The organism is Terriglobus aquaticus (assembly GCF_025685415.1).
Classification (GTDB): Bacteria; Acidobacteriota; Terriglobia; order Terriglobales; family Acidobacteriaceae; genus Terriglobus; species Terriglobus aquaticus.
In genome coordinates this window covers 3,333,345-3,357,643 of the sequence record NZ_JAGSYB010000001.1, presented here as the reverse complement: position 1 = coordinate 3,357,643, position 24,299 = coordinate 3,333,345, and the positions used below count along the sequence as shown (strand labels likewise).

Genomic DNA, 24,299 nt, shown 5'->3' with positions numbered 1-24,299 from the left:
TGGAGGACGCATGGATCGCCGAAGCTTCGCGCGCGCGCTCGCCACAGCTCTCGCATGCCGGCCCGCGTGGGCTGCGGCCTTCGCACGCGATCGCATTACGGTTCGGCCACCGGCATACTCGGGCGCGCTTCGCAACCCGCTGAAAGGTTTGCGCTCCGGGGATCCCGCGTCGGCGGCTAAGCTGCCCTACGCCTCGCTGGCGAAGAGCTATCTGCGCTGGTCGGACCTGGAGCGCAGCGTCGCGGACGGAACGGATCGCATCGGCGAGGTGTGCGACGCGCAATGGAAAGGCCTGCGCGACATCAACACCAAGGTGGTTCCTCGCGTGTACCTGGATTGGCCGCCGAGCGGCCACTTCTGGCCTGCCGACCTGCCGCAGGGCAGGTACGACACGCCGCAATTTCAGGAGCGCGCCGTGGCGATGATCCAGAAGCTGGGCGCCTGCTGGGACAACGATCCGCGCGTCGCCTTTGTGGAAACGGGCCTGGTCGGCCTGTGGGGCGAGCAGCACGATCCGAAACCCAGCGCTTCCCTGCAGAAAGCCATCGGCGATGCCTTCGTTGCGAACTTCCGGCACAAGCTGCTGATGAACCGCTACCCTGGCGACTTCGTCGACTACCCGTTCGGCATCTACTGGGACTCGTTCGCGCACAAGGAGGAGCTGCTGACGCACCTGCCGCTGCTGCAGTCGCCGCGGCTGATCGACCGATGGAAGACGGCGCCGATGGGTGGCGAAACCGCCTTCGACTGGGGCACCCCGCTGGGCAAAGATCCGACCGATGCCGTGGTTCACAACGCGGACGCGATCATTGCGCGCATTCGCGAGTTGCACTGGAATCACCTGGGCTGGCTGAGCAACTACGATCAGCAGAACCCGCAAGCGGTGGCGAATGCAGCGCGCATTCAGGAGGCGCTGGGCTACCGCTTCGTTTTGCGCGAGGTGCAGTACCCTCCCACGATCCGTCCGGGCGATTCGTTGCCCGTTTCGCTTTCCATTGAAAACACCGGATCTTCTCCGCTGTACTATAACTGGCCGCTGGAAGTCAGCCTGCTCGATGGGAACACGCGGCAACCGGCGTGGGCGACCACCTTCCCTGAAGTGGATCTGCGCCGCATTCTGCCCGGAGTGGCGGGTAGCGGTGATTTGCATGCCCAGTTCACTGCGCCCGGCGGCCTGCGCGCGGGGCGCTATCTGCTTGCCTTGGCAATCCTCGACCCCGCCTCCGGTCTGCCGTCGGCTCGGTTCGCAACGTCAGCGTACTTTCGCGGTGGCCGACACCCGGTCGGGTGGGTGAGCGTGGGCCGACCCGCGTCTGCGGCTGCACTCCCGCCGTTTGATGACCCGGCAAGCGATACCCTGCACTACTGATCGCCAGACTTGCTTCATCCGGGCGGTATACCGGAGCGCCAAGGCCGTCCCGTTTTGCATATACGCTGCCGTCCTGACCGGGTTATTATTGCTTATCTTTCATTTCGTTTATGCCTGCCTGGCAAAGGATGTCGCATGCTCCTCTCTGAACTGATCGCCCTCTCCAATGAAGAGCAGACAGCCCGTGGGCTGCTGTTCACTCCGCGGGAGATCGCGCAGCAGCCGCAGACATGGCAGGGCACTTACGACATCGTTCGCCGGCATGAGGCCGAACTATGCCGCTTTCTGGAAGCGGCTGGCGTTCGCGACGAAGTGACACTGCGGCCGATCGTCTGGCTGATCGGTGCCGGTACTTCGGACTACATCGGTCAGTCGCTGGCGCTGCTCTTGCGCGAAAAATGGGGTTGCGAAGTGTCCGCAGTCGAAAGCACTGACCTGCTTCCAAACCTGGACGAGTACGTGGTTCCGGGCCGGCGGTATCTTTGGATTTCGTTTTCTCGGTCGGGTGACTCGCCCGAAGGCGTCGCCGTGCTGGATCGCGCCGTGAAGCGCTACCCCGAGGTGACGCAACTGGTGGTCACGTGCAATCAGAAAGCGGCCATGGCAGACATCTGCCGCAATGCCGCCAACGCGCACGTGGTGGTGCTGGACGACGCGGTGAACGACCGCAGTCTGGTCATGACCAGCTCGTACACCAACATGATCGTCTTCGGGCAGTGCCTGGCGCACGCCTGGAACCTGGACGAGTACGGCGATACGCTGCAGGGGCTGATTGCCGCCGGCAAAGACCTGCTGCCGCGCGCGTCGGAACTGGCCGAGCGCACCGCGCGCATGAGCTTTCCGCGTGTCTGCTTTGTTGGTAGCGGAACCCTGGCCGGGGTGGCGCAGGAAGCGGCGCTGAAGGTGCTGGAGATGACGGCGGGCCAGATCAAGTCCAGCTACGAAACGGTACTGGGTCTGCGCCACGGACCCATGGCTGCACTGGATGCCGAGACCCTGTTCGTCGCCTTTGTCTCCGGCGACGAGGCTCGCGGAGGATACGCCTATGACCTGCTCGCGGAAATCACGCAGAAGCAGATTGTGGGCCAGCGTATCGCCGTGGGGCCCGCGGCGGTGCAGGCGCGCTTCGCCGATGTGTGCGACATCTTTCTGCCCATCGCGGTGGACTGCGACGACGCATACCGGCCTATTCTGGATGTGATGTTTGGCCAGTTGCTGGGCCTGTATAGCTCGATCGGGCACGATCTGAAGCCGGATTCACCCAGCGCGGGCGGCGTGATCAATCGCGTGGTCGCGAAGTTTGCGCTGTACTAGAGTCGCGACGTACTAGGAGTCTGCTGTGGCAAAGCTTTTGCAAGAGCACCTGGCGCAACGGCAGCGGGGCGTGAGCGCCGGCATTTACTCCGTGTGCTCGGCCCACCCCTGGGTCATCCGGGCCGCCGCCGAGCAGGCGAAAGAGGACGGAACCCTGCTGCTGGTGGAAGCAACCAGCAATCAGGTCAATCAGTTCGGCGGCTACACGGGCATGCGTCCGGCAGACTTCCGCAGCTTTGTGCTGGAGCACGTGGAAGCCGCGGGCCTGGACCCCGTGCGGCTGCTGCTGGGCGGCGATCACCTCGGCCCCAATCCGTGGCGCAAGCAGCCGGCCGAAGCCGCCATGGCGCACGCGGTGGACATGGTCGCCGAGTACGTGCGCGCCGGCTTTACCAAGATTCACCTGGACGCCAGCATGGCCTGCGCGGGCGACCCTTCCCCGTTGTCGGACCGCGTGGTTGCGGAACGTGCTGCCGCGCTGTGCGCCGCTGCCGAAGCGGCCCGGCCCGGTACTGAGCCGATCGTTTACGTCATCGGCACCGAAGTCCCGGTTCCAGGCGGAGCGACTCACGCCGTGCACGAGCTTGAGGCGACCACGCCCGAGGCCGCGGCGCAGACTCTGCAGGTGCATCGAGAGGTCTTTCGCGAGCACGGCCTGGAGTCCGCCTGGCCGAGCGTGATCGCCCTGGTGGTGCAGCCCGGTGTGGAGTTCGACCACGATGCTGTGATTGACTACGACCGCAATAAGGCCGCTGACCTGGTGCGCTGGCTGCCCTCCAGCGGCGAGCACATCGTGTTTGAGGCGCACTCGACCGATTACCAGAGGCCGACCGCGTACCGCGAGCTTGTCGAGGACGGCTTCGCCATCCTCAAAGTCGGTCCGGCGCTTACGTTTGCCATGCGTGAAGCTCTGGACGCGCTGGAAGATATGGAAGCCGAACTGGTGCCCGAGACGGACCGGTCTCATTTGTATGCCACGCTCGAGCGGGTTATGCTCGCGCATCCCGACAACTGGCTGCCGTACTATCACGGCTCGCCAGAGGAGCAGAAGTTCCTGCGCCACTACAGCTATAGCGACCGGGTGCGCTATTACTGGAACGACTCCGAAGTCCGCACCGCGGTGGAACGCCTGGTGCAGAACCTGCAGGCCCGTACGATCGCAGACACGATGCTCAGCCGCTACCTGCCACAGCAATACAAGCAGGTGCGCAACGGCTCCATCGCGAACGATCCGGCATCGCTCATCGTGGACAAGATCCGCGACGTGCTGCGCGAGTACGCTGCCGCATGCGAGGGTGTTCGCGCCACCTAGAGCTCCTCACGCACAAAGAGATCTGCAACAGCAACGCCGGAACGGAGCCGTTGCGGCGTTGCTACTCACAGCTATAACTAGCTTGTCCGAACGGGCCCTAACGGACCGGCGTCGCCTCTACCGTGACCACCTGGAACGGCGCCAACGTCACCTGCATGGGCGACGACGCGTTCAGTGTGGACGAAGCGAAGGCGTGCTCACTGCCACCCCAGACGCTGCGAAGCTGGTACCGCTCCGGCGCGCCGCGCGTCAGTTCGAATGCTTTCGCCGCTTCGAGGGTGAAGGTCTGCGGCTTGTCCGATGGGTTGCGCAGCGTGACGATGCCAAGCTGGGGCGACCACGCTGCCCAACCGTACACCTGCAGGCGCGCGGGGTCGCCGCCCAGCCAGTGCACGTCCTGCAAGGTGTCACGATGTTCGCGGCTCCATCGCGCGGCGGTGGCGAGCGTATCCCAGTTCGCAGGCGTCAGCAGCGATGGCGTAATGTACATCTCCTGCGTCTGCGTTCCGCTGCCGAAGTAGGAGTGCACCTCGTCGGCGAAGTCGTTGCCGGGATCGTCCGCCAGCTTCTCCGCCTGCTTCGCGTAGATGATGCCGTGCAGCATGAGCGAATTGATCGGGAACAGCGGCCCTTTCTGCACGATGTTGGCAAAGGTCTGCGAGTCACGGTACGTGATCCAGCGCTGGCGCGAGGAGCCCACGCCGCCGAAGTCGTGATCCTCGCCGCCGCGCCAGATGGAATCCGCATAGAAGACCCAGAACGGCGAAGCGGTGGTGCCCGTGGTCAGGTTGATAAACACGTCCTGCTTCTGCCGCCGCAGATCTTCGATCAGGTGGATCGCCGCGTCGAAGTCGCTGTCGAAGGCGCTGCCCGGGAAGACGCGGTCCGCATTGCCGGTGCCGTCGAACTTGAACTGGTTCACGTTGTACTTCGCGATCAGTTGCTGGCACGTCCGCTCGAAGCGGGCGAAGTACTTCGGCCCGGAGAGAGCGTAGCCCCCGTTCAGGATCTCGTAACCGTGCTTCTCCCCGTAGTCGACGCGCTCCTTCTTCTCGTTCGCGTAGCCGCCCCACGGCGACAGCCACATGCCGATGCCGAAGCCGTACTTGCCCGCGGCTTTGGACGATGCGGCGAGGCCGTCCGGGAAACCCTTGACGAAGTTCCACAGGTTGCTCGTGTCGTCCCAGCCATCGTCGAGCAGAAACGAGTCCATCTGCACGTGCCGCTTCACGGTCAGCTCTTCGCCAAAGGCTTGGATGCGGTCCAGAACGCCGGCTTCATCGAAGCGGTTGGTGTAACCCAGGTCGTACCAGGTGTTGTAGTGCAGAAACGGCTGGTAGCGGCGTGGGCGTTCCTGCTCCAGGTAGGCGAGGAAGTCGCGCCGCATCTGCCCCGGCGCAGCCGTGCCGATGACCGCCGAATACGTGATGCTCTGCCCTGCCCGCAGCGGCAGTGTTCGCTGCAGCGACGCGCGCGCTGCGCCGCCACTGACCGTGCTGCTGGACAGCGGGTGCTCAAAGCCGAAGTACATGGAAGGCGTGACGATCGGCGACCCTTTCACCACGCCGTCGACCTTCGCGTTCGCTCCATTCCATTGCAACAGGCTGACCTCGCCCAGCGGAACATCACGCGTGGTCGCCTCCAGGCGCAACAGCTCGCGAACGTAGTGTGTGCCAGCTCGGGCGACCAGGCACCAGTTCAGCTTCAGCGCTGACGCAGGTGCGTCGAACGCCACGCAGGCAGTGTGCTCGTCACTGTTTTCGCCACGGGGGCGGAATGCCTGGTGCGGGTCCTCCACGGCGCGGCCCGGCGTTGCAGCCAGCGCACTCGCCGTTAAGACCGTTCCGTCCTGCATGCGCAAAGAAAACGCCTCGGGCATGCGCACCTGCTCCCCCGACTGGCTGTCGCGTGCGATCAGACCCGTCACGTGCCCGTCCCGCAGCGTGGCTTCAACGCTCAGATCACCAGCGCGGACCGCCAGGTCCCTGGGCAGGCCCTGTGCGGCCGCGGAGTGCACCGAGCCAAACAGAAGAGTCGAGCCGAACGCCACGCCGGCGCGAAATGAGTGGAGCACAAACCTGGAACCGACCATGCGCAACTTTCTTCCCCGATTCTGAGCAGCCAGAATAAAACGAAAGCTGATTCGAAATACACTTTTCTTACGATTGATCGCACTTGCTCCTTGATCTCTTCGTCAGCCATAACGCCTGCATATGCGCTCTCGGAAGAGCCGGGTTCATCTTCGTCTTTGTGCCTTCAAGTTGCCACAAGGTATTCTCCTGCTCTGGAGCCCTATGTCTGACCCAGTGGTTGCCCTTGCGCCTGAGCCGGCGCGGAAGAACTATAACTTGTTGCTGCAAGTGGTCGCCGGTCTGGGCGGTCTACTGTATGGCGTGGACGTCGGCATTATCGGCGGCGCTCTGCCTTACCTGGAAGCCACGTCGCGGTTGGATGCCGGCCAGCTCGCCACCATCGTGGCGGCGGTGCTGCTGGGCAGCGTCATCTCCACCGTCTTTGCCGGCATGCTGGCGGACTGGCTGGGTCGCCGCCCGGTCATGCTGCTCAGCGGTCTGACGTTCGTCTTCAGCATCCCGATCATTGCGCTCTCACACGGGTACGGTCCGCTGCTCATCGGCCGCTTGCTGCAAGGCGTCAGCGGCGGCTTCATCGGCGTGGTCGTTCCGCTGTACCTGGCGGAGTGCCTCTCCAGCTCGAATCGCGGCAAGGGCACGGGCGTCTTTCAATGGCTGCTGACCTTCGGCATTGTGTCTGCCGCGGTCATCGGCATCTACTACAGCTACCGCGTCGAAGCCGTGGTGAACACGCAGAATGCCGGTGCCATCTTCCAGATGAAGGACAGCGCCTGGCGCCACATCTTCTGGATCTCGCTGCCGCCCGGCGTCCTCTTCACCATCGGCGCGCTTTTCATTGGTGAGTCGCCGCGCTGGCTCTTCCGCAAGGGCCGCAAGGATCGCGCCATGGCTTCCCTGCTGCGCTCGAGATCGCAGCAGCAGGCCGAGCTTGAGATGGCCGAGATGGAGAGCATTAGTGGGACCGCTACCGCAACCGGCAGCGCGAGCGGGTCGCTGCTGCGCCGCAAGTATGTGCTGCCGTTTCTGCTGGCCTGCCTCATCCTCAGCCTGAACACCGCGACGGGCGTGAACTCGATCATTGGCTACAACACCGAAATCCTGGTGCAGGGCGGTCTGTCAGATTTGAGCGCGCATTGGGGCTACGTCTTTTTCACCGCGATGAACTTCCTGGTGACCATGCTCGGCATGCTGCTGGTGGATCGTCGCGGCCGGCGCTTCCTGCTGATCCTCGGCACCAGCGGCATCGTTCTCTCGATGGTCACGGCGGCATGGATTTCCCGAAAGACCGAGGCAGGTGTGGTCGATGCGAAGTCGATCGTGCAGACCATGGTCACGCCAGACCAGCAACTGACGCTCGACTTCGACCAAGCCAAGGCCAACCAACTGCTGCGTTCCGCTGGGGCGCAGGAGGCGGATGCAGCAGCGCAACACGCTTCGCTGGTCGTCATCTACTCCTACGGCGACTTCACCGGTGCCACCTCCTACGTGCGGTCCGACGTGGCGGGTGCGCACCCCCTGCACATTGACCGCACGGCGGCTCTGCCCTCCAACCGGGTGGAGGCGTTCTTCCGCAATCCTCTGGCGAACCTCTCCGCCGCGCAGAACGCGCCGCTGGTGATCCAGGGCGCTCGCGTGGGCGGTGTACCCGATTCGAAATACGGTGTACAGCTCGAGATTGCGCTGCTCGCCTTTATCGCGTTCTACGCCGTGGGCCCGGGCGTGTGTGTCTGGCTTGCTCTGTCGGAACTGATGCCAACGCGCATCCGCTCGGTCGGCATGAGCGTCGCGCTGGTGCTGAACCAGTTCGTCTCTACCATGGTGGCCATCCTGTTCCTGCCGCTGGTCAGCAAGCATGGGTACTCGACGATCTTCCTCGTATTTGCCGGCACGGCACTGGTGTACCTGGTGAGCGTTGCCGTCTTCCTGCCGGAGACCAAGGGCAAGACGCTGGAGGAAGTGGAGGCGGCGTTCGAGGCTGCATAGGCGAACGCTCCGCATAAACAGCAGAGCCGCGCAGGGTCCATGCGCGGCTCTTCTATTTCAGTCCTGTGCGGCTTACCTGCTACAGCCCGGCTGGGTCGCCCGGCTCAGCGCATCCCAGTAGTCCGGCAGAACGCCGTACGGATTCGGCAGATCCTTGTCTGTCACGTACACCGTGCCAAAGTTCCGCTCTGCCGACAGGCGCAGCACCTCCGGTAGCTGGCTGGCCGATGCTGCATACACAATGCTCACAAACATCGACGAAGGATGCTGCGCGACCCAGCGCGGCACGGTGAAGCTCCGCTTGGTGAACGACCGGTAGTCATGTTCGAAGACGACAAGCTGAAACTTCGATCCCGCAGGCACCTTGATCGTGGCGTATGCCGCGGCGGGGAAGGTTCCGTTGTTCAGCATCACGCCGCCGCCACGAATTTGTGACGTGGTGAAGGTGACCAGCGGCTGATAGTAGCGAGGCACAAGCGGGGCCTTGTCCGACACCTCGTCAAAGAAGATGCCGTCTACGCCGTACCAGTCGACGTACTTGCGAACGCGGTCCTCAACCGACTGCATCGACCGCGCGCCGTACCCGGTGGGCACATAGCCGTACACCTTCTGCCCGGTGCGCTTCACCCGCTGCACCACGTCGCGGAAGCCCGGTCGCGCCGCCATACCCGGGCCGCTTGCAGGGTTCACGATCAGGATGCGATCCGCCGCGCCGGTCTTCGGAGCGCTCGCAATCATCGTGTCCCAGCCCGGGCCTGGCCCCATATACGAGGGCACGACCAGCGATTCACACCCGGTCGGCTGCCCGGTCTGAGCGAACGCAGAACCGGCGAATAAGACACATGCAGTGGCCAGCAGCGCGGCCGGCATTCCACATCGCAAGGAGCTCATCATTCCTTCGCTTTCGATCTTGTCCTCAGATTGCAGTGCGTTTACATCCAAGGCGCCAGCAGGCGCAGAGCGTTTTCGCGGTAGACCTTGCGAAGCACCTCGTCTGGCAGGTACAGGCCGTAGATCATCCACCGGCCCTGACCCGAGGCGTGCGTCGGGTACTCGAAGTACTCGTCGGCTGTTTCCAGGAAGCGGTAGTAGAGGCGGTACATCTTCTCGTCGGGCACCAGGTCCGCGCCGAACAGAATGCGATCCGCGAAACGCAGAAAGAACTCGCGTGCGCGGTACGGCTGGCGGCCCAGTTCCGACGCGCGTGCGCTGATGTCAACCATCACGTTCGGGTTCTCGTCGAGCATGCGCGTCACCCGCGCCAGGTCTTCACTGTTCTCCGCAATATGCGCGCCCACAAAAGTGGTCTTCGGGTGGCGCTGGAAGACGCGGTCGCGCTGCTTCAGCAACTCACCCTTGCCGTACTGCGCGCCGTAGAAGCTCCAGTCCGGGTGCGCGGCAAGCTCCTCGTAGCGTTCGTTCTGCGCGTCGATGGGCAGGAAGAACGCCTCGGGATCGCCGATGTGCACCATCACGGGCAAGCCCAGCTCGCCGGCACGATCGAAGATGGGTGCCAGACGCTCATCATCGATGCGGATCAGCTCTCCGCTGCTGTCGCGCACAGTCAGGCCCAGGTCTTTCCAGATCTTGAAGCCGACGATGCCGCGGGCGGCAAGCCGCTCAAGCCGCTCGATGCTCAGGCGAATGAACGCGTCGAAGTCCGGATTATCGGCGCCGCTCCAATCCATCCAGCCAATGCTGAAGAAACGTTTGGGATTGGCCGCGCGGTAGCGATCGATCTGGGCAATTGCCTCATCGCCCGTCTTCATTGTGATGTTGACGCACGCCTCGATGCCGCACGCATCCATGATGCGCAGCACCTCCGCAGGGTCCTGCGCGTCCAGGTGATTGTGGTAATCGATGGCCGGAAAGCGCGGCGTTTGCGGCTCGTGCTTCGGCGACGCCAGCATGCTGACCGGATGGAAGTCGCTGAGCGGCAGCGTCACCGACGCCTTGGCCGTGACCATGGCTACAAACTTGTCCTGCTCCTGCACCGTCGCGCCCTCCATCGGCTTCGTTCTCTTTCGGAACGCCATTGTTCTGCCGAGATTAGAACACAAAACGAAACAAGCGGGCAGGACCGATGGCGAGGCGGCGATGCTTGATGTGCAGCTTTGTCCGCACAGACATCAGATTGCGCTCTCGGATGAGAACTCGAATGCCGATTGAGCTAGACCAGAGTCACTTCGATGCCCAGGCTGCGCAGGCTGTCCGCCGTGGTGGGCGGCAGGTTGCTGTCGGTGATGACGTGGTGCACGACCGAGGGGTCGACGATCTTGCACAGGCTACGGCGTCCGAACTTCGTGGAATCGCACACCGCGACTACCTTCTTGGACGCCTTGACCATGGCGCGATTCACACGCGATTCCAGCAGGTTCGGCGTGGTCAGGCCGACCTCGACGTCAAAGCCATCCACGCCCAGGAACAGGATGTCCGCGTGGATCTCGTCGAGCATGTCTTCGGCCAGCGGTCCCACCAGCGAGAAGGAGTTCTTGCGCAGGGAGCCACCGGTCAGCAGCACCTCAAAGTCGGTCCCGCTCAACTCCGCGGCGATGTTCACCGCGTTGGTCACTACCGTGAGCGCAGAAAAGGACAGCAGCGCGCGCGCAATCGCCGTCGTTGTGGTGCCTGAATCCAGCAGGATGCACTGCCCTTCGGACACCATCTTGGCCGCGGCCTCAGAGATGCGGCGCTTCTCGTCGGTGGACCGGCCTTCCTTTTCCTGCAGGGTCGGGTCGGCCATGGACCCCGCAATCGGCAGAATCGCACCGCCATGCGTCCGCTGCAGCACGCCACGGCTTTGCAGCTCGTCCAGGTCCTTGCGGATGGTGATGGTCGAAACGCCAAGCGACCGCGACAACTCCTCGACGAGCACGCGGCCATTCTTCTGGGCCAGCCCAAGGATGTATTGGCGGCGCTCCTCAATCAGCATCTGCGAAAAGTCGGGTTCCGCTTTGTCTCGTGCAGAACGATCGGCTTGTGCTGTTGAAGTGGACTTTGCCATAGGGTGACGGGAACCGCCTTGAAGATACCTGCACCTCCCCGCGATTGCAAACCGTTTCCGAATCGCGGAGTTTCCCTGATCATGGTTGCGTTCCCGCCTGCTACGACGCCTGGCAGATCTTTCTGGCAGGTTGTCGCAGCAGGCGTGTACACTTCGCGAAAGGAAAGCTAAGGAAAGACAACTGGGGCTCTTACCTGAGCGCTCGGCAGACTTCCTGGCGTGAACGGCATGAGCGCGACCACAGCAAAGCCGCTGGACATCAGCATCATCGGTGAGACGAATCTGGACCTGATCCTGTATGGCCTGCCCGAGACCATGCCGCTGGAGCGTGAGCTGCTCGGCACGGACTTTCGCCTGACGCTGGGCGGGTCGTCGTCCATCCTTGCGCACAACTTGGCGACCCTTGGGTCCCGCGTGGGATTCTCGTCCCTGGTGGGCGATGACGAGATGGGCCACATTGCGCTGGACCGTTTGCGGGAAGCGGGCGTGGACACCTCGCATGTGCTCACCCGCAGTGGCCAGCGCAGCGGCGTGACGCTGTTGCTGCCGCACGGTCGACAGCGCCACATCCTGACCTATGCGGGCGTCATGGCAGACCTGTCCGTGGATCAGTTGGATCGTGAGTTCGTACACTCGGCCAGGCACCTGCACCTGTCGTCGCTGTTTCTGCAGACAGCGCTGCACGCCGGCCTGCCAGCCTTGCTAGACGACGTGAAAGCCGGCGGCATGACCGTATCGCTGGACACCAATGACGATCCGGACGATACATGGGCGGGCATCCTGCCAGACGTTCTGCAGCGCACAGACATTCTGCTACCCAACGAGGACGAAGTCCTCCGCATCACGCGCACAAACAGCGTGGAAGCGGCCCTGGACGCATTGCGTGACATCGTGCCGACCGTCGTCGTGAAATGCGGCGCGCGCGGCGCCTTGATTCAGCACGGCAACGAACGCCAGTGGGCCGCGCCCACGCCCGTGCAATCGGTGGACACCATTGGCGCGGGCGACAGCTTCGACGCCGGGTTCCTGCACGCCTGGTTGCACGGCGCAACGGTGGCCGAGGCCGCCGAGTTCGGCAACCGAACCGGCGCGCTCTCTGTGCTGCGCCCCGGCGGCACAGAGGCCTTTCGCGACCGCGATCTCCGAGAGCAATTCTTGGCGACGGGCCGGGCACCAAACGCACAGGCGACACCATGACCCAGGCGCCCGCTCCACAGAACGCACCGCCGCAGCGCAACATGGCGATCGATGCCTATCGCGGCCTCGTCATGCTGCTGATGATGGCCGAGGTGATGCGCCTGAGCGAGGTGGCGCTACACTTCCCACACAGCGCCGTGTGGCACGTGCTGGGCTACAACCAAAGCCATGTGGAGTGGGTCGGCATGAGTCTGCACGACACGATCCAGCCCTCGTTCACCTTTCTGGTTGGTGTGGCGATGCCCTACTCGCTGCGTAGCCGGCAGCGCCGTGGCGAGACCTTCCCGCAGATGCTGGTGCACACACTGTGGCGCAGCCTGGTGCTGGTGGCGCTCGGCATTTTTCTGCGATCGATTCACGCGACCAGCACGTACTTCACCTTTGAAGACACGCTGACCCAGATCGGCCTGGGCTACACCTTCGCCTTCCTCATCGCACGCCTGCCCTCGCGCTGGGGGTGGACGGCGTTCGGCGCGATTCTCTTCGGCTACTGGCTGGCGTGGGCACTGTATCCGCTGCCCCCTGCAGCATTCGACTACGCAACTGTCGGCGTTCCGCCAGACTGGCAGAGCAGTCACATGCTGCACGGTTTTGCGGCGCACTGGAACAAGAACGCGAACCTGGGCCAGGCCTTCGACCGCTGGTTCCTCAACCTGTTTCCGCGCACCGAGGCCTTCCGCTACAACGAGGGCAGCTACCTGACGCTCAGCTTTATTCCAACACTCTGCACCATGCTGCTGGGCCTGTTCACCGGACGCTGGCTCATTGCAAGCCCCGGCCGCGTCCCGTTCCGCAAGCTGCTCACCCATGCCGCTTGGCTCATTGCCGCTGGCCTGCTGCTGCACGTGCTCGGCATCAACCCCATCGTCAAGCGCATCTGGACGCCGGCGTGGACGCTCTTCAGCGGCGGCGTTTGCCTGCTGATGCTGAGCGCCTTTTCGTGGCTCATCGACGTGCAGGGCTACCGCAAGTTCGCCTTTCCTCTTGTGGTCGTCGGCATGAACTCCATCGCCGCCTACCTGATGGCGCACCTGTGGGAGGAGTTCCTGCAGGGCTCGCTGCGCACGCACCTGGGCACGCGCGTTCTGGACGTGCTGGGCACAAACCTGGAGCCGGTCGTCTCTGGCGTGTTGATCCTCGCCGTGTACTTCCTGGCGCTGCTATGGATGTATCGCAACCGCGTCTTCCTGAAGATTTGACCCGCCCTGCTTGCTAATCGGGGTACGGCATGCCCGGCTGCTGCACGCGGATGTAGTGGTCGGTAAAGGCGTAGTGCGCGCCCGGCAGGTTCAGCCGCGGCATGTGACAGCTCGCACAATCCTTCGTCGCGCGCGGGCACGCCGGTGCCTTGGCCTGTGCCACGCGCGCGGTGCCGCGATTCGCATGGCATGCCAGGCACTTTGCATCGTAGCTCTCCGTCGAAGTCTCCAACTCGCGATGCGGATCGTGACACGCAACGCACGTGATGCGGCGGTCGGTGGGATCGTAGCATCGGCTGTTCTCCAGCCTGTAAGGCTGAAAGCGAATGTTACGGATGTCGCGAACGCCTGATTCCAGAACGTCGCGCGTGGTGCGATGACACGATCCGCAGAAGTCGTTCAGGTCTGCAGCGGGCAGCGTGCCGGGGTTGAAGATGTGCGGGTCCGCCTTGGTTGAGCGCCCTGCCACCGTTCCCATGCTTGCGACGTGCTCACTGCCCGCACCGTGGCAGTTCTCGCAGGTGACACCCGGGTGCGCTTTCGCCACGTCCAGCTTGCCGTCGAACACATCTTCGCTCGTGTGGCAGGAGAAGCATCTCCTCACCTCCGCCTCAGGCAGTTGGCGCCCCAGCGACCCAAGCAAGGAGGTGGGTCGGTTCGCCGAGTGCCCGATCGTCAGGTCCAGGTTTTCGAGCGCGCGGTAGTAGCTGGCGCGGCTCTCGTAAAACTGCCCATCTTTTTCCAGAATGAACGTTCGCCCCGAGTGCCCCTGGCCGAAGACCCATCGCACCGGTGCGGCCACGGTGGCGCTGCCGTCGGTGGCACTCATCTGCAGTCCCGTCGCAGTCTTCTGCAGCGTCACCGTGGTGTCGTCATCGCGAAACAGCATGGAGCGATAGTCTCGCGGCAACGCGCTCGCGGCACCCACAGCGGCAGGATCGATCGCGGCCATGCCCATGCCCGTCGACGGCTGCGATGCCGCCCATTTATGGCAGGTGATACAGCCTGCCGAGCCCACAAAGGCGTTGCCGGCCGTGGCTCCCGTTTCCCGCACCGACTTCGGCGCAACTACGTGCTCGTCCTGCATGGCACGCACCACCCAGGGCCGCCACAGCATCGCCGCCGCTGCGATGCAAAGAAGCGTGCAGGCCAGTGCCGCCCTGCGGTGTCTTGCACGCGCGCATGTCGCCGCTACTGGGGAGTGCTGTGTCATGCAATGCTTGTCCGACCGCACTCTATTGCGTGGTGGTGGGACGAACCCCTGTGATGGGCTGGGCGCCGGGATAGCGCTTCACCAGTTGCAGCCGGTCCACGGCGTTCTTCTTCTGCAGCTCGCGAAAGTCTGCCTGCTCCTGCCTTGCCAGGTCCGCCTGCCCAAGCCGGGCATACGCGCGAGAGAGGCTGTATCGGATGTCCGGCATCTGTGGCGCGAGTTTCTTCGCGAGCTCCAACTCAGGCACGGCGGACTTTGGATCGTCCGACAACAGCATCGAGTTGCCGAGAATGTAGTGGGCAAGGAACGAGTTGGCGTTGCGCTGCAGGGCAAGGTTTGCCAGCCGCTTCGACTCGGCGTAATCCTTGGTTTTCATCGCCACAAACGCCCACTCGAGATATGGGTACACGCTGTCCGGGCTCAACTCGGTTTCGGCCTTGAACTGCGCCTCGGCATCGGCGTCGCGTGCCTGGGACGCGAGCATGCCGCCATACGCATAGTGCAGAAACGGCACCGTCGGATACCGTGCAAACATGTCCTGAAACGAGAGCGCAGCTTTCTCGTACTGCCGGGTTGCGAGCAGCGCAGCCAGGTTGCCGGCATCGTGCACCAGGGCGTCGCGCGAAGGGTCCAGGTCCGCCGGAAAGATGGGGACGCGCAATAGGCTCAGGCCCATGGCGACCTGCAGATCTTCCGACCGAACACCGCCCACATACAGCGACGACAACAGAACCAGCGCGGCGTCGGCATCGCCGTGCACATTCAGCAGGAGCGCCAGGTGATAATCGACGATCTTCTGCAGCGACGGCTCCGTGATCGACAGGCGCTGCGTCCGTTGCAGGTCCTGGTATGCGGCTGGATACTCGCGCACCTCAAATTCACACAAGCCGAGCATGCCCCAAGCGTCGCCAAGCTGATCGTTCAGCTTTGTCAGCTTGCGAAAGGCGCGCGCCGCGTCGGCATAGCGGTTCGCGTCATACAGCAGCGAGCCGTAGTACCACCAGCCCTGCTGCCACTGCGGACGGTGCGCCAGCGCGGCCTCATACAGCTTCAAGCTCGCTTGCGTATCGCCGTGCTCGCGCGCCGCATCGGCTTCCCGCTCCGTCTGCTGCTGCGCGGCTGAACCACGCGCCTGCGCGGGTGACGCAGCCGTCCGTGCCTGCGCCGAAGCGCTGTGTGGAACCAATGCGTGCGCGACCGCGAATACAATCGCGCACGCCCATTGCAGCGTTCGGCGTTTCGCATCGATGCTGGTCCGCAGTGCAGGCATCAGGTCAGGGCGCCTTTCCCGCATCGGCCTGGTCCTGCGCCTCGCGTTGCTGGTGCGACTCTCTCCGCTTTGCGTTGTAAAGCTCCCCTTCGCGCTGCGCATCCTCGTGCCGCCCGGTCTTCTGGTACGCCTGCGCAAGCAGCAGCACGGCCTGCGCCTCGTCCGGCTCGGCGCGCGTCACAAACTCAAGCAAAGGAATCGCATCCGCGAAGCGGCGTTCCTTGATCGCGATCTCCGCGCGCTCGTACGCGATCTCCGGCGAGTGCGGGTGCAGACGGTCCGCAACGTCGTAGAAGTGATTCGCCTCTGCGAAGTTTCCATCGAACCGCTTCAAGCGACCGAGCAGGTAGTTTGCCTCGAAACTGTCCGGATCTTCTTTCACTGCCAACGCAAACTCCGCCTCCGCATCGTGCGCGCGCTCGGTGCCGACATACACTTCGCCCATCGCCTCATGCAGGCCGGGGAAGTCCGGTTGCGTGGCCGCGATCTGCTGCAATTCATTCTGCGCGGCGGGGTACTGGTGCAACCCGATCAGCGTCTGCGCCAGGATCAGGTGCCCTTCCGCCGAACCTGCCGCTTTCAAGGCAAACGTGATGAGCGGCAGCGCCTTGTCGTACAGGTGCATGCGCGTATAGGTCGAGCCGAGGATGAGCGCGTTGGCCGCATCATCGGGATGCGCCGCGTACACACGCTCCGCCGCACGCGCTGCCAGCGGGTACGACGCGAGGTGGTAGTAGCAGAAGGCCAGCAGTTCGTCGTATCGCGAATCATTGCCCGTGCGCTGCAGGTGCTTCAGGTGGTCCGCGGCTTGCGCATACTCACCAGAGCGCAGCAGCGTGACTGCCAGGTTGAACTCGATGCGCGTGTTGCCGGGATCCAGTTCCAGCGCTGTTGTGTAGCTGCGCACCGCATCGTCCATGCGACCCATGTGCGACAGCGCGACACCCATGTTGGAGTACACCGCCGACACCGGGTTCTCCACTACGCACTTCTGGTATGCGTCGTTGGCCGCGCTCCACTGTGAAGCGGCCAGCGCTCGATCGCCATCGGCGCACGCATTCTGCGCACGCATACAGACGGGCAGCAGGCACGCTGCACCCGCAAGCCCGAGACACCATAGCCGACTCGTTCCGCCGGATTGCATCATTGCGCTTCCGTCTGCGGCGGGTGCGACAACGAAAAGGTCTGCGCGAACAGTTTGCGCTCTGCATCTGCGCCCTGCGGGTCGTGCAGTTCGCTGTACACCGAGATCAACGCGTGGTGCACCTCGTAACTGTTGGGAGCCAGCGCCTCAGCCTTTTGCAGATCGTTCAACGCCTTGTTCCATTGCTGCTGCAGGATGTACGCGCGCCCTGACAAGAGAAAGCAAACACCATCGTTCGGCGAGATGCGAACCGCCTGGCTGACATTGCTCAGCGTAGCCGCAGCATCGCGCCGCGCGAGCGCCAGTCGAGCCAGCCAGATCCACGCATCCGGACTGCCCGGCCTTACCGTTGTCTCCGCTTTCAACTCCGCTTCCGCCTCAGCGTGCTTGCCGAGGTTTTCCAAAAACAGTGCGAGGCACAGATGCGCATTGGGCAGCGTTGGATATTGCTGAACAAGCTGCCGGTACAGACGATCCGCATCGTCGCTCTTCAGGTTCAGCACCGCTACTGCCGCCTGCCCCGCGAGCATCACCGCACTGCTATTCGCGCTGCCGGGCTGAGCCACCTGTTGCAGGCCCAACTCCGCGCTTCCTATTGCGGGCACCAGGTTCGGAAACGCCGGCGCGTTGTGCTGCAACAGGCGGAACGCGATCAGCGCTCCGTTGCGGTTGTGCTGCCGCATCAGCGTCAAGCCCAAGTCGTACATCGCGCCATTCGCAATGCCTTCCGGCAGGCCGCCACGCGCGAATGCCTTGTTCAGGTGCAGCGAAGCATTGCTCCAGTCGCCCAACTCGTACTCGCACATGCCCAGCATCGCAAGCCCCAGCGGGTTCGCCGGCGCCAGTCGCGTCAGGTGCGTAAACGCATCGTCCGCGGCCTGGAACTTGCGCGCTTCGTAGAGCAGGCCACCGTACTTCCACCAGCCTTCCGTCCAACCCGGGTCCTGCGCCAGCGCCTTGCTGTAGAGCGACTCCGCTAACGCGTCGTCACCGGCAGCCTGTGCTTGCATCGCCTTGTCTTTCGAAGGCGCGGCAGCACTTTGCGCGGCAAGATAACCCGGGGCAGCCAGCGCGCAGCAGAGGCCCGCAATCGCAAGACTTCGCACACAACCTGCAGCACGGCGTCGCGGGAAGCTCGAAATCATCGGAGTGGTGCCTTCAGCAAAAATCAGTGGACGAGGTGGATCGATTCTAGCGCCGATGGGGTTCTCCCGGCCATGTGGCGCCGGTCGAACCCCCATCGGGTGAATGCATGGAACAGTGCTTAGAAGAAGAACTTCGCCGCGCCCTCCAATTGACGGTAGCCGGTCTTGCCGCAACTGTAGCCGAGACCTCCAATGCCGTCCAGACACGGCTGATTGGCGTTCGTCAGCACAGAGGTTCCCACTCCCGGATCGGTCGCGCCCGTTGGCAGGATGTAGTTGAAGTTCGCCACGGTGTTCAGCTGGTTCAGTTGCGCACGGTTGAGGAAGTTGAACGCCGAGACCCGGATGTCCAGGTGCCGCTCTCCCGTTAGGTGGAACGACTTCTGCAGCGCAATGTCATAGTCCGAGAAGCCGGGTCCCTTCATGTACGGCGGGTTCACCGAGCCCTGCTGACCAAAGGCTGGCAGAGAGACGCATGACGTATTCAGGTAGCGGGTGCCAATGCCGTTGTGCGTCTGCCGCGGGTCACAGGTGTACGTCGGGTATATGCCGTTCGGCGGCGATGTTGTGGATCCGGGAAGAAACGCTGTCGACCAGGCGTTGCTGCCAAACCACGTATCGGTCGGGCTCCAGATCGACGTCGGGCAAGGCGCTCCGTTCTGGATGCAGTTCACATACGCGCTAATCGCAATCGGCCCGCCGCTCTGTGCCTTCGCAATGCCGGAGAACATCCAGCCGTTCAGCACCTCGCGCGCCACAGCGTGATTCACCAGGCTGCCGCGCGCCAGCTTCGGAACATACCACTGCGCTCCCAGCGAGAACAGGTGCGTTCGATCAAAGCTCAGCACATGATAGGAACCCTTCGTGCTGTACGGGTTTGGCAGCAGCGTTTGGAACTGATCGCTGTCACCCATGGCTCGCGAAAACGTGTAGCTCGCCAAAAAGTCCACGTTGTGGCCCGCCTGCTTGCGCAGCGTGGTCTGCAGGCCGTTGTAGTTCGCCGTGCCCTCGTGCGAGATCTGCACGATCTGCTTGAACGGTGCATAGGGCGCAAAGTTCCCTTCGTTGCCCTGCACCGAGGTGGGCACAATGTGCGTGCCAGGTGTCCACAGAGCGCCGGGAGCGATGTTGTCGATGTTCTGCAACAACTCCAGGTGCCGGCTCTGGCTGCCCACGTACGCCAGCTCCGCATTAAAGTGGTGACCCAGCGCCTGCGACACCGTCAGGTTGAACTGGTAGATGGCCGGGTTCTTGTCGTCCTTTGGGTTGTACACCGCGCTGCTTTGGCTATAGGTAAATGCTCCCTGCGCGCCCGGGTTCGACGCCGAAATCTGCGCGAGATTCAGGTTGCAGCAGACGGTTGCCGTGAACAGGTTCGGCGGTCCAAGCACCGCGCCAAAGCCGGCGTTGGTAGGATCGCGCTGCGTGTACACACCGAACCCGCCACGCAAAATGGTCTGGCCCGTGCCGGTCGTGTCCCACGAGAAGCCGACACGTGGCTGCGTCAGCGGAGTTGGATACGGCCGAATGGTTTTCGGCACGGTGCCGCACAACGGAACATCACTTTGTCCGGCGTTGGCGCAGCTCGCAGTGCGAACGCCGTTGTACACGCTCGTGTTGCCCGCAATGTAGGCCGACGGATCAAAGGTCGATCCCAGACCTCGCGCCTCGTACCAGGGTCCCTGCAACGTCCAGCGGATGCCGTATTCCAGCGTCAGGCGCTTGTGGATCTTCCAGCTGTCCTGCCCATACCACTCGAACAGCGACGAACGCAGGTTGCCACGCACATCATGGTTCGCCTGCACGAACTCGGCAAAGTGCTCTGTCAGAATGTCGGCGTATTCGTCGCCGCTCGATCCAGCCGTCCAGGTCGCGGGCACCAGGTAGCCTTCCAGCGTGCTCGCCGCCGAGTTCTGATCGTTGCGCGCGCGACCGACCGAAACACCGAACTTCATATTGTGCGCGCCTACTACCTTGGTCAGGTTGTCGGAGAACTCAAACTGCGTCTGCTTGTAATAGTTGCCGTCGCCTGCCAGGTTGCTCTCGCCCCAGCGTCCGGTGGCAGGCGGGGTGTACCCGGTGCCGCAGCCGCTGGTGTTCAGCGAGTCGCACACGGCGAACGCCGGAACAATCTGCGGAACCGTCGGGTAGCCGTTGTTGAACACGCCGTTGAAGCTGACGCCGAGCGCCTGCTTGCTGATGATGTTCGCGTTCTCGTACTGGTTCGTCTGCCGCAGGACGTTGGTGTTGAACGAGAACTCGTTCGTCAGCGACGGGCTCAGCACGTCGACCATGTTTACGTTGAGCGAGCGCGAGTTGTAGCGCTGGATCGTCGGCGTAGGCTCCGGCACGTTAGACGTCCAGGTGCTGCCCGCACCCACGTACTCGCCCCACGGCCGCGTTTCCGTTTCGTCCTGCCGACCGAGGCGAACGTAGAAGCGTGCCTTTTCCGACGGATCCCAATCGAATCGCGCAACGTACTGGTTGATGTCCGTGGGCGATTGCGGATGCGCCGCATAGTTCCAGTTGCCACCCGGATCGGTATAGTTCGGACCGAGCAGGCCGGGGCCCGACAGCGACTTCAGAATTCCCGTTCCGTTTGCGCTGAAGGTCTGGAGCCGGCCGTTCTGCCGGTCCAGCGTCAGCCCGGTGGTTGGGTCGGTGATGGCGCAAGGATGGTTCAGATAAAGCGTGGTGCCCGCCGTGCCGGCAGCGCGCGCCGCAGCACATACGCTGCTGTACACGATCTGGCTGAAGTCACCGCCCAGCATCGCAGCCGTCGGCACGTTGGTCAGCTCCGTTCCGCTGTCCGGCTTCTGCCGCATGAACTCGCTACCGAAAAAGAAGAACAGCTTCTTTTGCGGACCGCGATTGAAGTGCGTTCCAGGGAAGAGGATCGGTCCGCTGACAAAGAAGCCAGGATAGTTGAACTGGGAATCCGGCCGTGCCACGCCAGCGAAGTTGTTGCTCCAGTCGTTCGCGTCGAAACGCGAGTTGCGACCCACGTAGTACGCCTCGCCGTGGAAGTCCTTCGTACCCGACTTCGTGATCGCCGTAATCAGCACCGGCGATCCGCCCTGGTCCGCGGTGAAGTTGCTCGTCTCCACGGTCAGTTCCGAGATGAATTCGGTGTTTGGAATGATGGCCGAACCGTTGTTGCCGGTCAGGTCGTTCATATTGCCGCCGTCCAGCTTGAAGGTGTTCGCGTCCGAACGATTGCCGTTCACGTTAAAGCCTTCAATGCCGGCGGCAGACGTGGTCACACCGCCGCCGCCAAACGAAGCGCCGTACGCCGTGCTTCCGTTTTGCACTACGCCCGGCAGCAGTGGCAGCAGTTCCTCGGCATCGCGGGTGAGCGTCGCCAGGTTTTGAATCTGATCGCTGGTGAGCGTTTCCGAGCGCTGGCCCGTATCCGTCTGCTGCGCTGTCGTGGTCACGGTGACCACGTCGGCCACGCCGCCCAGCACCAGCGGAGCGTTCGCTGTCACACGGTCATTGGCGTGCACGATGATCGTCCGCGTGTAGACGTTGAACCCGTTCGACTCCACGACCAGCTTGTACGAGCCCGGCAGAACGGAAGGAAACACAAACTGCCCTGCGGAATCGGAGGTCTTGGTCGTTACCACGCCGGTTTCCGCGTTGGTGATCGTGACCTTCGCGCCGGGGATCACGGCCTTCGTCTGATCCGAAACGATTCCGTCAACGCGCGCAAACGACTGCGCCAGCGCTGCCGGAACGGTCATCAACAGCAGCGCGAACAGACAAGCAAGAAGCGGTTTCCTGGACATGGACGAAGGCCTCCGCCGAACCCGGCGATCCGAAATGTACTGCTGAAGGAGAACGAGCTAGATCTTTGGATCGAGAATGACTTGGAACGAATACTAGGAAGATGAAGCCGGCGTGTCAAGCAGAAAAGAAACTATAAGAAATAAATCGTAATGCTGCCGGGTTACGACGCGATAGCGTCGCACAAGCGGGACCGAACGAGCCAGTCACCGCGAGGTGCCCGCACGCCCTGTCCTGGGGTCCCGTCTTCCGAGTCTTTCTTTCAGGCCTCGGCCGGCTTCTCTTTTCGATTGCCCCGCGCAACTACTTTGCGGGTGGGTGACCCGCCCCGGCATGTGCCAGGGCGTCGTACACGCCGGGCACAATGCCTTTTCCCTGAGCCACGCTGAAGATGCGGTCCACCTCCGGCAGTTTCAGGTGCTCCACCTCACCGGAACTCCACCGGATCTCGACGTCGTCCACCCGGGTCGCCTGCCCTAAGCCAAAGTGCAGCCGCATGTCGCTGTTCGACTCGTAGCTGCCGCCGCTGCGCACGTCGTTTCGTTGCCGAACGCCGTTCGCCGTCAGGTACACCGTCGTTCCGATCGCGTCGCGCGGTCCCTTCGGACCACCCTCCAGCGCCAGCTCCACCCAGTGATTCGTCTCTGCCGTTACATTGCGCAAGAGCACCGGCGCATGGTCGATGCAGTTGATCACCACCTGCACCCGCCCATCGTTGAACAGGTCACCAAACGCCGCTCCGCGCGCCGGGATCACGTCTGCCAAACCGGTGCCTTCCACGGCCGGCATCAGCTCAAACTTCTTGCCATGGTCCGTGTTGTGAAACAGCAAGGGCCGCTCTGCGTAGCTAGTTCCCCACTGGTGATTGTCCACCTGCGGAAACACGTGGCCGTTCGCCAGGAACAGGTCCTTCCATCCATCGTTATCGAAGTCGATGAACTCCGTCGCCCAGGTCAGAAACGGATACGTGACTTCCGCGATCCCCATCTGCGGACTCACCTCGTTGTAGTTGCCGCCGCCCGTGTTCTCAAACAGTGGCTTGTAGTCGTCTGAGAAGGTGCCGGTGTACAGATCGATCAAGCCGTTGTTCTTGAAGTCGCCAACAGCCAGGCCCATGTTGGCGACCTCGCGGCCGTCCTGGTTCAGAGCAAAGCCGGAGTAAAAGCTGGCGTCCTCAAAGGTGCCGTTGCCCTTGTTCAGGTACAGGTAGTTGGGCGTGGAATCGTCCGCCACTACCAGGTCCACCTTGCCGTCATTGTTCACATCGACAAACGTAGACGAGAACCCGTAGTTGTGAACGCGGTCCGCTACGCCGGCCTTTGCGCTCACGTCGGTAAAGGTGCCGTCGCCGTTGTTGTGGAACAGGTGGTCGGGCTCGCCCGGCAGGCCCCGCGGACCGCAGTTCACGTGTGCCCCGCGAAACTGGCAGTTGCCTTCGCCCACCACGTTGGTTCCGATCGATTTCGGATCCTTCTCATTCCAGTGAACATACCCCGGCACAAACAGGTCCAGCCTGCCATCGCCGTCGTAGTCGCCAAAGCTGGCCCCAGTGCTCCAATTGCCCAGCGTCACGCCCGCGTGTTCCGCCACGTCTTCGAAGGTCCCGTTGTGCCGGTTGTGGAAGAGCCGGTTCTTGCCGTAGTTGGTCACATACAGATCGGGCCAGCCGTCGTTGTCGTAGTCGCCCACGGCGCAGCCGAACCCCCACCGGTCGTTCTCCACCCCGGCCGCCTTCGCGACGTCAGTAAAGGTGCCGTCGTGGTTGTTGTGGAACAGCGCCGCGTGTGGGGCCGGCGCCTTACCCTGCAGCGCCTCAAACGTAGACCCGTTCACCAGGTAAATGTCGAGCCACCCATCGTGGTCATAATCGATCAGGCACACGCCTGAACCATTCGACTCCAGGATGTAGTGCTTTTCCGGCGAACCCATCGTCTCGCGCCACTTGGTCAGGCCCGACTTTTCGGATTCGTCCATGAAGACCACAGGCCCTGTTTTGACGAAGCCGCCCGCCGTGATCGGTCGCTTCTGCGCATCCAGCACCGGCGCAAACGTGCCCGCCGTAGCGGAACCGCTGTCCCTGCTCTGTGGAGCCGAGCTGCCGGCGCCCGTTGCTGTCTGAGGTGGCCCTGCCTGCGCGGTCACTCTGGCCCACGGCATCATTGAGACCAGCAGTAGGGCTAGCACGGCTCCGAGTCGCCACAAAATGCGGCGCGTGCCCCCGGGCTGGCCCATGCAAGAGCAGTTTCGAATCAGATCGGCATGCATGGTGG

16 protein-coding genes are annotated in these 24,299 nt (G+C 63.1%); 6 read left to right on the top strand and 10 right to left on the bottom strand.

The annotated features are described in order from the left end of the window. Positions 1–10: 10 nt before the first annotated feature. The 3 genes from OHL12_RS13915 (at position 11) to OHL12_RS13905 (ending at position 3,995) form a co-directional block, all read left to right on the top strand. Positions 11–1,369 carry a DUF4832 domain-containing protein gene (locus tag OHL12_RS13915; protein WP_263414418.1) on the top strand — a complete coding sequence of 453 codons (1,359 nt, stop codon included), beginning with the start codon at positions 11–13 and terminating at the stop codon, positions 1,367–1,369. A gap of 135 nt (positions 1,370–1,504) precedes the next feature. After that, a complete protein-coding gene (locus tag OHL12_RS13910; protein WP_263414417.1) occupies positions 1,505–2,683 on the top strand; it encodes an SIS domain-containing protein in 1,179 nt (392 codons plus the stop codon). Between the two features lie 25 nt (positions 2,684–2,708). Beyond that, a complete protein-coding gene (locus OHL12_RS13905; protein WP_263414416.1) occupies positions 2,709–3,995 on the top strand; it encodes a D-tagatose-bisphosphate aldolase, class II, non-catalytic subunit in 1,287 nt (428 codons plus the stop codon). A 97-nt stretch (positions 3,996–4,092) separates the two neighbouring features. On the opposite strand, the gene OHL12_RS13900 is transcribed toward OHL12_RS13905, so the two are convergent. Next, on the bottom strand, positions 4,093–6,087 hold the full coding sequence (locus tag OHL12_RS13900) for an alpha-galactosidase (RefSeq protein WP_263414415.1): 1,995 nt from the start codon (positions 6,085–6,087) through the stop codon (positions 4,093–4,095). Positions 6,088–6,289: 202 nt separating this feature from the next. On the opposite strand from OHL12_RS13900, the gene OHL12_RS13895 reads away from it, so the two are divergent. Further along, positions 6,290–8,071, top strand: a complete 1,782-nt coding sequence (locus OHL12_RS13895) for a sugar porter family MFS transporter (protein WP_263414414.1) — start codon at positions 6,290–6,292, stop codon at positions 8,069–8,071. Between the two features lie 72 nt (positions 8,072–8,143). Here the strand turns inward: OHL12_RS13895 and OHL12_RS13890 are convergent, their stop codons facing one another. The 3 genes from OHL12_RS13890 to agaR all read right to left on the bottom strand — a co-directional run bounded on the left by OHL12_RS13890 (position 8,144) and on the right by agaR (position 11,075). Next, positions 8,144–8,941 carry a spherulation-specific family 4 protein gene (locus tag OHL12_RS13890; RefSeq protein ID WP_263414413.1) on the bottom strand — a complete coding sequence of 266 codons (798 nt, stop codon included), beginning with the start codon at positions 8,939–8,941 and terminating at the stop codon, positions 8,144–8,146. Between the two features lie 62 nt (positions 8,942–9,003). Next, the gene (locus tag OHL12_RS13885; protein ID WP_263414412.1) at positions 9,004–10,107 is read right to left on the bottom strand and encodes an amidohydrolase family protein; all 1,104 of its coding nucleotides are present in this window, start codon (positions 10,105–10,107) and stop codon (positions 9,004–9,006) included. Positions 10,108–10,241: 134 nt separating this feature from the next. Next, on the bottom strand, positions 10,242–11,075 hold the full coding sequence (agaR, locus tag OHL12_RS13880; RefSeq protein ID WP_317889822.1) for a transcriptional repressor AgaR: 834 nt from the start codon (positions 11,073–11,075) through the stop codon (positions 10,242–10,244). 228 nt (positions 11,076–11,303) lie between these two features. Here agaR and OHL12_RS13875 point away from each other — a divergent pair, with 228 nt between their 5' ends. Together OHL12_RS13875 and OHL12_RS13870 are read left to right on the top strand one after the other, a co-directional pair. Continuing rightward, on the top strand, positions 11,304–12,272 hold the full coding sequence (locus OHL12_RS13875) for a carbohydrate kinase family protein (RefSeq protein WP_263414411.1): 969 nt from the start codon (positions 11,304–11,306) through the stop codon (positions 12,270–12,272). Then, positions 12,269–13,471 (top strand): acyltransferase family protein, encoded by a 1,203-nt coding sequence (locus tag OHL12_RS13870; protein ID WP_263414410.1) that lies wholly within the window; start codon positions 12,269–12,271, stop codon positions 13,469–13,471. The genes OHL12_RS13875 and OHL12_RS13870 overlap by 4 nt, the downstream gene beginning before the upstream one ends. Positions 13,472–13,484: 13 nt before the next feature. Here OHL12_RS13870 and OHL12_RS13865 read toward each other — a convergent pair whose 3' ends face one another. The 6 genes from OHL12_RS13865 to OHL12_RS13840 form a co-directional block, all read right to left on the bottom strand. Then, a complete protein-coding gene (locus OHL12_RS13865) occupies positions 13,485–14,588 on the bottom strand; it encodes a multiheme c-type cytochrome (RefSeq protein WP_263414409.1) in 1,104 nt (367 codons plus the stop codon). A gap of 118 nt (positions 14,589–14,706) precedes the next feature. Further along, positions 14,707–15,954 (bottom strand): tetratricopeptide repeat protein, encoded by a 1,248-nt coding sequence (locus tag OHL12_RS13860; protein WP_263414408.1) that lies wholly within the window; start codon positions 15,952–15,954, stop codon positions 14,707–14,709. Between the two features lie 4 nt (positions 15,955–15,958). Then, the gene (locus tag OHL12_RS13855) at positions 15,959–17,026 is read right to left on the bottom strand and encodes a tetratricopeptide repeat protein (protein WP_263414407.1); all 1,068 of its coding nucleotides are present in this window, start codon (positions 17,024–17,026) and stop codon (positions 15,959–15,961) included. A 71-nt stretch (positions 17,027–17,097) separates the two neighbouring features. Beyond that, complete coding sequence (locus OHL12_RS13850) at positions 17,098–18,204, bottom strand: tetratricopeptide repeat protein (protein WP_263414406.1); 1,107 nt, start codon at positions 18,202–18,204, stop codon at positions 17,098–17,100. A 158-nt stretch (positions 18,205–18,362) separates the two neighbouring features. Beyond that, the gene (locus tag OHL12_RS13845; protein ID WP_263414405.1) at positions 18,363–22,031 is read right to left on the bottom strand and encodes a TonB-dependent receptor; all 3,669 of its coding nucleotides are present in this window, start codon (positions 22,029–22,031) and stop codon (positions 18,363–18,365) included. Between the two features lie 301 nt (positions 22,032–22,332). Then, entirely contained in the window at positions 22,333–24,189 is a 1,857-nt protein-coding gene (locus OHL12_RS13840) for a CRTAC1 family protein (protein WP_263414404.1), read from the bottom strand. Between the last annotated feature and the right edge of the window lie 110 nt (positions 24,190–24,299).

Bases quoted from the DNA above. Each gene is read 5' to 3' on its own strand.
- OHL12_RS13900 (WP_263414415.1), bottom strand. From the start codon at position 6,087: ATGGTCGGTTCCAGGTTTGTGCTCCACTCATTTCGCGCCGGCGTGGCG.
- OHL12_RS13910 (WP_263414417.1), top strand. From the start codon at position 1,505: ATGCTCCTCTCTGAACTGATCGCCCTCTCCAATGAAGAGCAGACAGCC.
- OHL12_RS13890 (WP_263414413.1), bottom strand. From the start codon at position 8,941: ATGCCGGCCGCGCTGCTGGCCACTGCATGTGTCTTATTCGCCGGTTCT.
- OHL12_RS13870 (WP_263414410.1), top strand. From the start codon at position 12,269: ATGACCCAGGCGCCCGCTCCACAGAACGCACCGCCGCAGCGCAACATG.
- OHL12_RS13875 (WP_263414411.1), top strand. From the start codon at position 11,304: ATGAGCGCGACCACAGCAAAGCCGCTGGACATCAGCATCATCGGTGAG.
- OHL12_RS13865 (WP_263414409.1), bottom strand. From the start codon at position 14,588: ATGCTGTGGCGGCCCTGGGTGGTGCGTGCCATGCAGGACGAGCACGTA.
- OHL12_RS13895 (WP_263414414.1), top strand. From the start codon at position 6,290: ATGTCTGACCCAGTGGTTGCCCTTGCGCCTGAGCCGGCGCGGAAGAAC.
- agaR (WP_317889822.1), bottom strand. From the start codon at position 11,075: ATGGCAAAGTCCACTTCAACAGCACAAGCCGATCGTTCTGCACGAGAC.
- OHL12_RS13845 (WP_263414405.1), bottom strand. From the start codon at position 22,031: ATGTCCAGGAAACCGCTTCTTGCTTGTCTGTTCGCGCTGCTGTTGATG.
- OHL12_RS13885 (WP_263414412.1), bottom strand. From the start codon at position 10,107: ATGGCGTTCCGAAAGAGAACGAAGCCGATGGAGGGCGCGACGGTGCAG.
- OHL12_RS13840 (WP_263414404.1), bottom strand. From the start codon at position 24,189: ATGATGCCGTGGGCCAGAGTGACCGCGCAGGCAGGGCCACCTCAGACA.
- OHL12_RS13860 (WP_263414408.1), bottom strand. From the start codon at position 15,954: ATGCCTGCACTGCGGACCAGCATCGATGCGAAACGCCGAACGCTGCAA.
- OHL12_RS13915 (WP_263414418.1), top strand. From the start codon at position 11: ATGGATCGCCGAAGCTTCGCGCGCGCGCTCGCCACAGCTCTCGCATGC.
- OHL12_RS13855 (WP_263414407.1), bottom strand. From the start codon at position 17,026: ATGCGTGCGCAGAATGCGTGCGCCGATGGCGATCGAGCGCTGGCCGCT.